Origin of the sequence: Hungatella effluvii (genome assembly GCF_003201875.1) — a bacterium.
GTDB classification, from domain to species: Bacteria; Bacillota; Clostridia; order Lachnospirales; family Lachnospiraceae; genus Hungatella; species Hungatella effluvii.
On record NZ_QJKD01000018.1, the window covers coordinates 100,211 to 113,882 of the forward strand.

Sequence of the window (13,672 nt, forward strand, 5' to 3'; positions counted from 1 at the left end):
TGTTTCTTTATATCAGTCTGTCCGGCATATAATTGTACCGTGGTCCGGCATCAATGAATACATACTGCGCACATACAGCCCTTCCATACTTCCCTGCAGCACCTGCACACGTTTCTCCCCTGCGTCCATATCAAAATAGTTGTCGGAAAGCTGCAAATCGCCGGCCTCATTTCCGATTTCCACACCTTTGGCGAAGGCTGCTGCGTGGATCAGCAGAGTCTCCCCATCCCTGCGCAGTTCCAGCTTCGGATCTGCGAACTCAAAATGTTTTGGGGGAACAAATAAGCTGGCACCATGCGAAACTTTTTCCCCATGAAGCCAGAGATCATAGGACAAATAATGGTTTCTGATATCTATATCCGGAAATTCAATCCACGGATAGCTGCAGACAGAAAGCGCTTCCACCTCCACACTGTACTGTCCCTGCCGGCAGATGTCAGACGCCGCATCCTGAATGCTCCATTTGATAAATCCGCTTACCGGCTCCCTTGTCTCATTGGTCACACAGAATCGGGCCGCTTTTCTGATGCAGCGGTTCTCCTCATTTACATTCATGGAGGAACTCAGAGCGCCTTCTTCCTCACAGGAAAGCAGGACCGGAGCAAAAAAACGCCTGGCGAAATATTGAAGCGCCTTCCATCTGCCGTAGTAATCAATGGAGGACCAGGAGGCCACCGGCCAGCAGTCATTTAACTGCCAGTAGACACAGCCCATGCACCGCCCCCGGTTCCTCCGGAAATGTTCCACACCATACCGGATAGCCTCTGCCTGCAGCAGCTGCGAAACGTAAACGAGAAGCTCCAGTGATTCCGGATACGGATACATCTGGCTCATATACTGAAGTATCTTTCCATTAGCCCCGGCATTTCTCTGATGTTTTTCCATCACATAGGAGAAAATATTTCTGTCCTCCGGCTCAGTGAACTGTTCAATGGTCTTTACCGCGGGAAATGACTGGAACCCAAATTCAGAGAGATAGCGGAAGTAGTATTTCCTGTAATCCGTAAACGGAACGCCTCCATGCCACACTTCCCAGTAATGGGCGTCTCCGCGGTTCTCATCGTTGGGCTGATCGAAATCCCCGCCCGATGACGGACTGGACGGCCAGTAAAAGGTATCCGGATCAAGCTGCCTCAGTAATTCCGGTATGATTCTTTCATTCATAATCAAATATTCGGTCTTCTGCAGCGGCTTTCTCACCCATTGATTGTCCGCAAGGAACATTTCCATCTCATTGTTGCCGCACCATAAGCCCAGGCAGGCGTGATGGCGGATGCGCCGTACATTATCCCGGATTTCCGCCGCTGTATTTGCTTCAAACTCCGGCGTCAGAGGATAAACCGCACAGGCAAACATGAAATCCTGCCATACGATCAGACCCATTTCGTCGCACAGGTCATAGAAAAAGTCATCCGGATAGTATCCGCCTCCCCAAACACGGATTACATTAAAATTACAGTTCCTGCAGTGCTCCAAAAGCCTTTTTGTCCGTTCCCGGCTGACGCGGCTGCGGATGCAGTCCTCCGGTATATAATCCGCTCCCATGGCAAAAATTTCCACACCGTTCACTTCATGGGCAAACTTATTCCCATACTTATCCGCCGCCGTATTGACCGTCATTGTTCGGAGGCCAATCTTTCGGCTCCAGCTATCCTGAAGCTCACCGTCTGCATCCACCATGACTTCTACCTGGTATAGAGGCTGTTTTCCATAACCATTCGGCCACCACAGCTCCGGGTTTTTTATTGTCACAGCTTTTGAAAACTGATACTTTTCGCCTTCCATCTGGTACGTAATACTCATCCCCTGCGGATCTGTGATTCTGAGCATACAGGAGCAGGCCCCATCATCGGCCGCCTCCACAGTGGTAGTAAGGGACAGGGTCACGCTTCCGCCGCTGTGCCTCTGTCTGATATGCACATCACAGATGGAGGCCTGATTCACGCCAATCAGGGATACCTCCCGGAACAGACCGGCATCCGGAAGCCTCGGTCCCCAATCCCAGCCAAAGGAGCAGTGGCTCTTTCTTAGAAGCGGAAAGCCCTGCATAGCCTCGGGTGCACCGTCATAAGGAGTCTTTTCATAGGCCTCTCTGATAAAAGACAGCGGCGAATACAAATGTACCTTAATTTTATTGGTCTCTCCCATCAGAGATTTTACCGGATACTCCCATATGCGGTGCATATTATCTGCATGTCCAAGATGAACCCCGTTGAAGAAAATATCCGCCAGAGTATCAATTCCTTCGAATCTCAGCCGGATATCCCTGCATCCCATCACAGCTTCATCAGGCGACAGGGAAATCTCATATTCGTAGTCCCCATCCATCATGGCCAGCGCGGCCTCCTCACAGTCTCTCCAGTAAGGGTCCTTCATCGCTCCATGCTCCAGCCAGGTTCCGTATACGGTTCCCGGTACTTTCGTTTCAAAACTCTGGCCGGTGGAACAGCTTCTTAAGTTCCAGCCATCTGTCAGTTTCTGTATCATCTTCATTTACCTTATCCTCATATTTCCAGAATCACACAGCCTCCGCCAGGAACTTCAACAGGGACCGTCACCCCGCAATCCGAAAAATTAATCATAATTCGAACCCGGTCCATTCCCAGCGCTCTCTCGATTTCTATCAAGCCGTTCCCCAGTTTTCGCAGCTCCATGGTTCCTTCTGTCAGCGCCGCAGTTCTCTCTCTCAGTTCAATGAAATTTTTGACGAAATTCCAGATCGAGGACGGATCCTCTCTCTGTTTTTCAGCCTCGTCCCAATCCATAGGATTGCGGGAGGCATCCCGTGATCGTTCATTCAGAATCCGAACCGCTTCCTCCCTGCTTTTCCCCTCTTTAAGAGCCGCCTCATATGCCAGTATTCCCTGAACATCTTTTGCGTCGTCCACAGAATTCAGAATACGGCTTTTCATTCCGATTTCATCTCCAAAGTACAGAAACGGGATTCCCCTGCAGGAAAGCATCAGCGCCAGCAGGCATTTCGTTTTCCCTTCCGAAAATCCGAACCGATCCGGAAAACGTCTCATATCGTGACTTCCAAAAAACAGGGTTGGATATTCTGAATCCCCGTACAGTTCCTGCATGCGCTTTAATTCTTCATAGATCTCGTCGAGCTGAAATATTTCCCTGCTCCCCAAATTGAAATTAAAAGTCGTGTCCAGGCTCCCGCCGCCCGTATAGGAATGAATTCTGGTTAAATCGTCGCTGCTGATCTCTCCAACCAGAAATGCATCTGGCTTCTTCTCCCTGATCCTGCCTGCCATCCGTTTGATAACCGACTGAATCCCCGGTTGATTGACATCATTTTCATGAAGCTGCTCCCCGTTTCCCGTGACCGGATTATCCGCCAGAGAGCCGGACACCGATAAGTTGTTAATCACATCAAAGCGGAAACCATCCACGCCTTTCAGAAGCCAGAAATCAAGAACCTGGTAAACGGCCTCCTCCACAGAAGGATTCTGCCAGTTTAAGTCAGCCTGCTCCTTCGCAAAGGAATGGTAATAGTACTGTCCCGAATCCCCATACTCCACATACTCCCATGCGCTTCCTCCGAAAAAGGACTCCCAGTTATTCGGCTCCCCTCCGTTAACGGGATCCTTCCAGATATACCAGTCTCTCTCACTGCTGTCTTTGGAGGCGGCTGATTTTATAAACCATGGGTGCCGGATCGATGTATGATTCAAAACCATATCAATGATGACCCTGATACCATGCTTATGGGCTGCCTTCACCATCTCCTCAAAATCTTCCATTGTTCCGTAATCCGGATCCACACCGCAATAATCGGAAACATCGTATCCGTTATCTACCTTTGGAGAGGGATAAAAAGGAGTGAGCCAGATTCCGCCCACTCCCAGTTCTTTCAGATACGGCAGCTTCGAGGTGATCCCCCGGATACCGCTCTTCCCGTTCTGACCGGTGTCACAGAAGGATCTTATATATATTTCGTAAAAAACCGTATTTTTCCACCACTGATTCATTTATATGAACTCCCTCACTGAATCTCTTTCAATCAGCTGGACATCCAGCACCAGCTTTTCCACCTTTTCCTTCGGCCGTTCCATACATTTTAAAAGCCGTTCCATAGCCTTTTTTCCCATTAGGACCTTGTCCACCCGCATTGTCGTAATACGGGGATTCACCATATTGCTCAGTTCAATATCATCGAAACCAACAACGCCTATATCTTCAGGAACCTTGAGGCCGCACTGCGACAGAGCCTTGCACATGAGGATTGCCATCTTATCGTTCGAACAGATCAGCACTTCCGGTTTTTCCTCCAATGACTGGTAATACTCCGCAAGACTGGACGCGTCCTGATGAATCACCGCGTCCTCCACGCTCTTTAAAGCAGAATACCGTCTGATATAGGCGATCCCTTCTTCAAAGGATGGAAATTTAAGATATTGCTGCATGGCCTCCTGATATCCCCAAAAACGTTCCCGAATGCTGGGGGTATAGGAGAGATCACCGAAAAATCCGATTTTCCGGTAGCCCTTATCCAGCAGATACTTTGTCAGCTTATAGGCACCCGCCACATTATTGGTCATCACACAGTCAGTAGGTGTCTCCACAGATTCGTGATCCAGAAGCAGAACCGGTATGGAGTAGCTCTTCAAACGTTTCAGATACTCCTCATCGATCTTACCAACGACAATCAGTCCCGACACCTTCTGCTGTTCCACACAGGCCGGTATCTCTTGATTCTTCTCAAAGGAATTGATAAACAGATCATACCCGGCCTTCTTAGCCGCTTCCTCCAATCCCAGCAGAATCCGTCCATAGAACTGCATATCCTTAAAGAAACGGTCCTCCAGAAGGATACAGATGTTCTTATTGGAGTATGCCGCCGTATACTTGGTACTCTGATCCAGATATCCCATCTCTTCCGCAGCGTTTAAAACAAGTCTTCTCGTCTCTTCGCTGACCCCCGCCCGGTCATTCAGCGCCAGGGATACCGCATTGACAGAAAGGTTCAGCCTTTCCGCTATTTCCTTCATGGTAACCCGCTTCTTCATACTGCCTTCCACCTTTCTGACTTTATATGGCCTTCATCCCGGCCAGTAATTGGGAAACCGAGAAATCTGCTCTGCATATCTTATCGTCCGCGGCGCCGTAATAGAGAGAGACACAATCTCCGCCCACCAGACAGCCACAGGTAAATACCACATTTCCAAAGAAGCCTTCTGTCTCATATGCAGCTTCCGGTTCCAGAATCGGTGCTTCCGTCTTTGCGATCACCCTGGAAGGATCGCCTAAATCCAGGAGAAATGCCCCCAGGCAGTACCGATCATTCCTGTCGGCGGCATGGTAAATTTTCACCCAGCCTTGTTCCGTTTTAAACGGTACGGCTCCGCCTCCGATTCTCCCGTTATCCCAGCTGTCCGCATCGGATATACCGCAGAAATGCTTCTGATGTCCCCAGTGTATCAGATCCGGTGACTGGGCCAGCCACATCTCAGGGTTGCCGATTCCGCCTGGTACGGGACGGTTAAACGCCATATACATACCATTAATTTTTTCCGGAAATATGGTAACATCCTTATTCTCCGGTGCAAATATGATTCCATGCCGCTCAAATGTCTCAAAATCCCTTGTACTGATTAACGAGGTAGCCGCTCCATTTTCCGTCACAGAAGTATAATTAATGTAATACACAGCCCCGATCTGAGTAATTCTCGGATCCTCCATTCCCCAGCTCTCCTCCTCCGCACAAGGAAAAATAGACGGAGTATCCTCCACAGTAAAATGAATTCCATCCTTTGATCTGGCCACTCTTAAATGGGACAGAGATGTTAAATACACCGTTCTCTTCCCCTGCCTCATCATCTTATTAATCGTTCTGGAATCAGTAAAATCCAGCTCCGGGTGTTCTGCTTTTTTCAGACTGAGTACTGTGATCTCATCTTTCCCGCCGATCTTTTTCACAACAGGGATCCGTACTTCTCCTTCCACTGCTCCTTTAACAGACTCGGCCACTCTACACAGCAGGATCACCTCATCTTTATATTTTGCGACGCCGCAGTTAAATACCCCTTCGACTTTAAAATCTTCTCGGCTGGGTTTTACATTTTCCGGGATAAGAAGCGGATTTTCTCCGCATCTTTTTACTTCCAGCATGTTGTTCCTCCTCATTTTCCATTATTTAAGCATAAAGCTGATTCCCTCTTTGAAGTATTTGGAAAAGCATAAAAACAGGATAATAATAGGCAAAGTCAGAATAACAGACGCCGCATACATCGGTCCTGGGAATGCTCCCATCGGTTTAAACTGAGTGGAAATCAACACATTTAGCGTCTGCATCTGAATGTTTGGCGCGATCAGCATATCCCACATCAGCTCAGACCACCGCTGCATAAAAATAGACAGAAACACAATTGTGGTAACCGATTTTGTTATGGGAAACGCAATGTAAAATATAATGCGCAGCTCTCCGGCTCCGTCTATCTTCGCAGCCTCAAAAACCTCGTTAGGCAAGGTTTTAAAATAGTTGATATACATGAAAATGGCCCAAATGGAAATACACATGGGTATGATCATTCCGCCGTACGTATTCGCCATAGGCTTTGCAATCATATACCTGGGCACCAGCAGGATTATGGTTGGGAAAAACATCTGAAACAGCAGGGAGTCCATAATGAAACGCTCTCCTTTAAATTTCAGTTTGCATACAGAATAACCGTTGCACAGCCCTATAATGACCGATATCACTGCGGTAGGAAATGCTACAAGGAATGAGTTGATCAGGGCTCTGACCCACATCATGGAATTCGTCGCTCCGCCCTTTCCTATCAAATATTCATAGCTTCTTAACGTAAAACCGTGAGGCACCATCACCTTATCGACCTGATCCCAGGAGGTAAAGGACTGAAGCACCATATAATAATAGGGAAACAGGGATATCGCAAGCAGAGTCAGGGTGACTGCCGTAATAATATATGTTTTAACACTTATTTTCTTTTTTCTTCCCATATTCTTTTCTCCTCGTTATCGTTGCCTACCATCCGAATCTTCTGTTCAGCCGGTCCGTTACAGCGTTGATAATCCTTAAAGTGATAAAGATCTGAACCGCACTGGCAATCGCCATGGCCGCCCCATATCCGGACTGAAATCTGGTAAAGGACGTGTTGTAGATTTCCAGCTGCCATGTAGTCGTCGTCATGTTAGGGCCGCCGCCTGTCAGCAGATACGGCTCTGTAAAGACGCCGAACGCCAGGCCTGTGGCCAGTACAATTACGGTGGTCAACGTAGGCATAATCATCGGAAGCGTAATGTGCAGGAGCTTATGCAGTCCGGTCGAGCCGTCCAGCATCGCAGCTTCCGTCACATCATCCCCTATGCTTTCAATGCCTGAGAGAATAAATAATGCATAGTACCCCGACATTTTCCAGACAACAATACCCACCATAACGGCAAATGCGTATCTCTGGTCTGTCAGCCAGTTTATATTCAGATTAAACTGGTCTCTCAAAAACGTATTGAACGCAGAATTATAATTAAAAAAGTACTTTACAACAACACTCGTCGCAACCCCGGAGGTCAGATAAGGAATAAAGAATAAAACTGCCACCAGACCCTTGATTTTATCCGGCAGATTGGATACCAGAAGCGCGATAATCAGGCCTCCAGCAAAGCACAGCACTACAATAGGCAAGAGGTAGCGGTAAGAGTTAATAAAAGCCGCTTTTACCCTGCTGTCGGAAAAAAGGCCGGCAAAATTCCTGATCCCTACAAACGTCTTCTGTTCCGACATCAGGTTCCAGTCCATGGTGGAAAGCCAGAACGCCCAGATCAGCGGAATCAGAAAGAAAATAAGGGAATAAATCAGGTATGGCCCGTTGAGCAGCCAGCCCATGAGGCCAGCCTTTTTATTTCCCGTAATACTCTTTCTTTTCATAAGTCCCCTCCTTTTTGGGAGGGACAGGAAAACGATTCCTGTCCCCGATCAACAGCCTATTCCAGACCACCCGCCTGCTTCATGGCCTCCATAGCCGCCTCTACATATGGGGTGGCATCCGGTGCATTTCCAGGCTCTGCATTCATAACTTCATTCATATACGGCGCTGTTCCGCTCTCGGTCAGTGCTGTCTGTATATCTGTTACCTTTTCTGTCGCAATACTCGGAATCGCATACGGCACAGCTTCCGCCAGTGCAGCTAACTCCGGATACTCTTTCATAACGTCGGCAAATATTTCATTGTCATTTAAATCACCTCTGACCGGAAGCATTGTCGTGGCGTTCAGCCAGTCAAGATCGGTCTGTGCAGAATTTTCCTTGTTATAAACCCACTTTACGAATTCCACTGCGCCGGCATGTTCCTCATCTGTAATACTCTTATTTTTATAGAAGACAAGGCCTTTGGAATCAGCAAAGTTATAAGGAGTATCACCATCATTCTTCACAATTGCCTGTCCGTAAATATAATCTTCTCCGTAGACCTTATTGTTTTCACGATAGAGTGAAATCTCCCATGGTGCGTTGATTGTCACGAGTACGGAAGGATTTGCCTCTGTCCAGATGCTGGATATTTCGCCGGATTGGATTGAATTGCCAAAGAGGCCAATCAGTTCAAACGCTTCAACTGCGCCTTCTTTATCGAGTACCAGTTTATTGCCCTCTACCCACGGTTTTCCCCCGGTCAGAGCTTCGTAAGGCATCTGAAAATCATACCATCTGTCCCACCACTGATCCGGACGGGTTAAGGACGGACGGTAGAAGGAATGGGTAACCCCCATCTCCTTCATGGTGGTATCACGCTGTGCGGCAAATTCAGTAATGACATCTGTAAATTCAGCCACGGTCTTCGGTGCCGAATCAAACCCCAGAGCCTTTAAGGCTTTCATATTCCACTGCCAGATCATCGGATTGACATAGACCGGAAGCACATACTGTTTCCCGTCAATCGCCCAGTTTGTGATCGTATCTTCCATCTTTCTGGCCTCAATCACATCTGTAAACCAGGTCTCGCCAGACAGGTCATAGACTGCTCCGGAAGCTGCCAGAGTTGCTGCGAATCCCCGGTTGATATTTTCCGATACAGCCGGTACGGTCCCTGTTGCGATTGCATTCTGAATTCCTGCTTCTGAAGACGGGGATTCCGGCATCTGCTGGACCTTTACCTCTATCTTTTTTCCATCAACCGTGATGCCTGCTTCGTTAAACGCCTGTGCCTTGGATTCCCAGAAGTTATACTGAACCTGCTGAGGCGCCGTCCAGAAATCAACGGAAACCACCTCTCCAGAGGCTTCTCCATGATTGGCCGCCGGCTCATTACCTCCTGATTTTCCGCATCCTGTCATCACGGATGCAGTCATAGCCGCCGCTGCTGCAATTGCCACTACTCTCTTCATTCTTTTCATAAGTCTCTTCTCCTTCTATCTGTTTTCATATTCATCAAATGGATCGTCGATCAGCACCTTTTGTCCTTCTGCATCGCTGACTCCGCAGTACAATTCCGCTTTTCCTCCCCCGAGCCTCACAAGCCCGCCGGAAAATATAACATCTTCCAGATCCGGTCTTTTACTTGGTCCCGGCTGGAAATTTCTTCGCTCTGCGATCATTTTCATAGGACCGTATTCCCCTGTCTCAGGATTGAGGCAGAACGCCGTGGAATAATAATGCCGGTTTCCTTCCGTGTCAAATCCTGCAATATGGGAGAGCACTCCGATATTCCCGCCTGATATGCGGTGGAGTTCATTTGCTCCGCCCCATTCCTCTGGTATAAACTGATGTTCCATAAGCGTCGCCTGCTGCAGGCTTTCTGCATCTAACTCGTCCAGACTTTCAAAGAAACGGTAACCGATCTTTCCGCGTCCTCCCCGTTCCCCCTGTGGTCTGGTAAGTACCAGAATCCTTCCATCCTCCAACTCACAGAGCCGGATATCCTTCATCCGGTCTGGCCCCACAGCAAATCTGCTCAAATCAAGGATTCCATCCCCCCGGTAAAATACAGTCCTGTAATTTAAGTATCCTGGCCGTTCCTCATCCTCGAATACTTCCACGCCCCCAAGGACCAGTTTCCCGCCGATCCTCGTCACAAATGGATCCTGAAGGTTTAAGGCTTCCCGTTCTGTTTCCACCCACTCGCCTTCGCTCTCTTCGAAAAAGCCAATCCTGGAATACTCACTGTCTCTCGCCTCGACCCGTCCTGCAATCCAAGTCTTTCCATCTGCAAAAAATGGTGCTGTGATATTATAGACATCTTTTCCGTTCTGCTTGAGGATAAACTTTATTTTACTTGAATTTACTTGAATTTTCTCTTTTTTAAATTCAAGCAGCAGTTCTTTGCACGTGCGTAGAGTATTATCTTTTTGTTGTAACATATGTCTGTTTTTCTCCTTTCTTATTCTATTTTTCTAATGCTTTTGTCTTGTCTATGGCATTATATTATTCCTGCTTTTACTTGAATTCAATTATAATTTACTTGAATTCTACATTTATATTTTAAAGTGCAGAATCTTGATACTGTCCCCTATCCATTAACCAAAGAAAAGAAGGCGGTTTTCACAAAATGTAAAAACCGCCTTCATACTTCAATTCATTTTCATCGCTGCAGCAATCTCGAATACTAACAAACCATTAGACCAACCGGTTCGCCCCCGCCGCCTCCCCATTTTCCCTCAGACTCTTCTGCCATTTACCTGTATCCGCCGCTATATTCTGTCCCTTCAATTTTCTGTATTGTTTGGGGCTTAAGCGGTACTTCTTCTGAAAGGTATACCCGAAATGCTGCCGGCTGTTGAACCCTGCCTCAAAGGCAATGTCCACAATATTCATGCTGCTGTTTTTCAGCAAAAACTGGGCCCGCTCCAACCGCTGGTTATTGATGTACTCCATAATCCCGCATCCGTAGGCTTTGCTGAACAGCGTCTGCAGATACGAATGATTGAGGCTGACGTATTTCGCCACATCCTCCACCCGGATATCTTCCCGAAAGTGCTCCCGGATATATTTCCGGGCCTTTTTCAGATGAACCATGCCGGTTACCCCTTCATTATCCTGAATGCACCTTGACCACTCAATCAGCATTCGTTGAAAGATCAGATCCAGTAAATAACTTTTTCGATCCCTTCTCTCCAGCTCGGAAATCAAGTCCTTCAATACGTATTCCATCTTTCCGTAATCGGTGAGCAGCAGATACGGCTCCGGGGATACCATCAGCTCCGCGAAGCCGGCATCCTTTTCGGCCAGTCTGTTTAAATCCGTTCCGCCCATCTTATCCAGACAGGAAAACTCATAATTTAACAGTACACTGCGCTCTCCCTGATTGATTTCCAGCCTGTGCGGAATTCCCGGACGGATGCAGATAAACTGCCGTTCCTCCATTTCCACCAGAACGCCTTCCACCTCCACCCGGCACGTGCCGGTTACCAGATACATAATCTCCCACTGGTCATGTCTGTGTGCCTCCATCTGAAAATAATCCAGTGCCACCGCATAATATGCGGCCGGATATGCATAACGCGGATATGCATAGCGCGGATACGCATAACCCGTCATTGTATTATCTGACATAGTCTTCCCTCTTTTTCCGTATCATTCCTTTCTTTTATTGTAGCATATCGTTTTCTATTCATCCAACAATTTATTGCATTTGAGAAAAAGGCGTTTCAATTTCATGCGCATCCTCCTCGAAGAATCTGTATACTACAATCAAAGCTTAACTGAGAAAGGAGATACAAACATATGAAATTCAAAATTGCTTTTATCGGTGCCGGAAGTCTGATTTTTACAAGGACGCTGTTCACGGATATCATGTCAGTTCCGGAGTTTCGGGACATCGATATCGCGTTTACAGACATCAGTGAGGACAACTTAAAAAAGGTCACTGACTTATGCCAGAAGGATCTGGAGGCAAATGGGATTGCAACAAAGATCCAGTCTACCATGGACCGCAGAGAGGCCTTTCAGGATGCCAGATATATCATTAACTGTGTCCGCATTGGTGGACTGGAAGGGTTTGAAACTGATATTGAGATACCGCTTAAATACAGTGTTGACCAGTGTGTGGGCGACACGCTCTGCATCGGCGGAATCATGTATGGACAGCGCGTCATTGCCGCCATGCTGGACTTCTGCAAAGACATCCGGGAAGTAGCGGCTCCCGGCGCCATTATGCTCAATTATTCCAATCCAAACGCCATGGCTACATGGGCCTGCAACAAGTATGGCAGGGTAAAAACCATCGGCCTGTGCCACGGTGAGATTCACGGTGAACAGCAGATCGCCGAAGTACTTGGCATTCCCAGAGATGAGCTTGATTTCGTTTGTGCGGGAATCAATCACCAGACCTGGTACATATCCATCAGCCACCATGGGGAATCCATGCTGCAAAAGCTTCTCCCCGCCTTCGAGGCTCACGAAACCTACCGGGAGGAGGAAAAAGTACGCATTGATATCTTAAAACGGTTCGGGTATTATTCCACGGAATCAAACGGCCACTTGTCCGAATATGTGGCATGGTACAGAAAACGCCCCGATGAAATAAAGGACTGGATCGATTTAAGCAGTTGGATCCACGGAGAGACCGGCGGATATTTACGGGTAACCCGGGAAGAACGCCGCTGGTTCGAAACCGATTATCCCAAAATTCTGGCTGAACCGCCGAAAAAATACGACGGTTCTGACCGCGGCCTGGAACACGGCTCCTACATCATCGAATCCCTGGAAACCGGACGCATGTACCGCGGCCATTTCAATATGATGAACGAAGGCTGCATATCCAATCTGCCATATGAATGTGTGGTCGAGGTTCCCTGCTACGTAGACGGAAACGGCATCAGTGTACCGAAAATCGGTGATCTTCCCCTCGGCCCTGCTGCCGTGTGCTCCCAGTCCATCTGGGTACAGCGCCTGTCGGTGGAAGCCGCGGCTGCCGGAGACGTCACCCTCCTAAAACAGGCCGCCTTGATGGACCCGCTCACTGGCGCCGTCTGCAATCCGCCGGAAATCTGGCAGATGGTTGACGAAATGCTGGTAGCTCAGGAGCAGTGGCTCCCACAGTACAAAGACGAAATAGAGCTTGCCAAAAAACGCCTCTCTTCAGGAGACCGGATTCCTACCAGAGACGGATACCGTGGTGCGGTTCGCCTCCGTGAAAAGTCTCCGGAAGAAGTTGCCAGCGCAAGGGCTGAAAGGGATTTAACTGCGAAATAAATGACGGCGGTTAAATACCGGATGCTTACCTTCCGTCGATCATGAAAATTACAAAAAGCAAAACGGTGGGCCTCTTCATAGGCTGGAATCCCCCGTTCTGCTTTTTGTAAATGATACTATATTTATCTCAATCTGGCTTCCTCTCTTTTGTTCGCTGTCGAATTACGGATATATCCGGCAATCACGACCTTTAATCCCGTAAAAAAGCGTCCATTGACCATCTCCACGATCCCATTCACCATTTCTACGCCCTGTATCATCAAATCTTCTCTGCTGATTCATAAAATTATGCCTGCTTGTGTCATATTAATATCGTATCATCAATAATTTTAGCAGTCAGGTCTTTAAAATACAAGCTATACCACTCTGAAAAAACCAAAAAGCGGAAATCCCAATCATCAGGATTTCCGCTATTCTATCTGGGCATATACCCTCAAAACCACACATTGTACATATCTTTTCATCCGTTCTTATTTCCTCTGCCATTTCTGACAGCCAAAACACTAAGTTCGTGAA

Annotated in this window: 12 protein-coding genes; 1 reads left to right on the plus strand and 11 read right to left on the minus strand. The window is 47.8% G+C overall.

Annotation, left to right across the window (positions count from 1 at the left end; translation table 11 throughout):
* Positions 1-12 precede the first annotated feature (12 nt).
* The 9 genes from DFR60_RS25195 to DFR60_RS25235 form a co-directional block, all read right to left on the minus strand.
* Positions 13-2,493, minus strand: coding sequence for a beta-mannosidase (locus DFR60_RS25195; RefSeq protein ID WP_110325474.1), 2,481 nt, complete (start codon positions 2,491-2,493; stop codon positions 13-15).
* A gap of 11 nt (positions 2,494-2,504) precedes the next feature.
* Positions 2,505-3,980, minus strand: a complete 1,476-nt coding sequence (locus tag DFR60_RS25200; RefSeq protein ID WP_243005180.1) for an alpha-amylase family glycosyl hydrolase — start codon at positions 3,978-3,980, stop codon at positions 2,505-2,507.
* Positions 3,981-5,018, minus strand: a complete 1,038-nt coding sequence (locus DFR60_RS25205) for a LacI family DNA-binding transcriptional regulator (protein ID WP_110325476.1) — start codon at positions 5,016-5,018, stop codon at positions 3,981-3,983. It abuts the gene before it with no gap.
* A gap of 22 nt (positions 5,019-5,040) precedes the next feature.
* Positions 5,041-6,120 carry a glycoside hydrolase family 130 protein gene (locus DFR60_RS25210; protein ID WP_110325478.1) on the minus strand — a complete coding sequence of 360 codons (1,080 nt, stop codon included), beginning with the start codon at positions 6,118-6,120 and terminating at the stop codon, positions 5,041-5,043.
* Positions 6,121-6,141: 21 nt separating this feature from the next.
* On the minus strand, positions 6,142-6,972 hold the full coding sequence (locus DFR60_RS25215) for a carbohydrate ABC transporter permease (RefSeq protein ID WP_110325480.1): 831 nt from the start codon (positions 6,970-6,972) through the stop codon (positions 6,142-6,144).
* 25 nt (positions 6,973-6,997) lie between these two features.
* Positions 6,998-7,897, minus strand: a complete 900-nt coding sequence (locus DFR60_RS25220) for a carbohydrate ABC transporter permease (RefSeq protein ID WP_055652508.1) — start codon at positions 7,895-7,897, stop codon at positions 6,998-7,000.
* A 56-nt stretch (positions 7,898-7,953) separates the two neighbouring features.
* Positions 7,954-9,360, minus strand: coding sequence for an ABC transporter substrate-binding protein (locus tag DFR60_RS25225; RefSeq protein ID WP_110325482.1), 1,407 nt, complete (start codon positions 9,358-9,360; stop codon positions 7,954-7,956).
* A 15-nt stretch (positions 9,361-9,375) separates the two neighbouring features.
* A complete protein-coding gene (locus DFR60_RS25230; protein ID WP_110325484.1) occupies positions 9,376-10,323 on the minus strand; it encodes a DUF1861 family protein in 948 nt (315 codons plus the stop codon).
* A gap of 256 nt (positions 10,324-10,579) precedes the next feature.
* Entirely contained in the window at positions 10,580-11,515 is a 936-nt protein-coding gene (locus tag DFR60_RS25235; protein ID WP_110325486.1) for a helix-turn-helix transcriptional regulator, read from the minus strand.
* Positions 11,516-11,686: 171 nt separating this feature from the next.
* On the opposite strand from DFR60_RS25235, the gene DFR60_RS25240 reads away from it, so the two are divergent.
* On the plus strand, positions 11,687-13,156 hold the full coding sequence (locus DFR60_RS25240) for an alpha-glucosidase/alpha-galactosidase (RefSeq protein WP_110325488.1): 1,470 nt from the start codon (positions 11,687-11,689) through the stop codon (positions 13,154-13,156).
* 122 nt (positions 13,157-13,278) lie between these two features.
* Here the strand turns inward: DFR60_RS25240 and DFR60_RS30540 are convergent, their stop codons facing one another.
* Together DFR60_RS30540 and DFR60_RS30695 are read right to left on the minus strand one after the other, a co-directional pair.
* Positions 13,279-13,416: a hypothetical protein gene (locus DFR60_RS30540; protein ID WP_167437727.1), complete on the minus strand. Its 138-nt coding sequence runs from the start codon at positions 13,414-13,416 to the stop codon at positions 13,279-13,281.
* A 76-nt stretch (positions 13,417-13,492) separates the two neighbouring features.
* The coding region (locus DFR60_RS30695; protein WP_207659573.1) for a hypothetical protein at positions 13,493-13,672 on the minus strand (180 nt) is incomplete at its 5' end.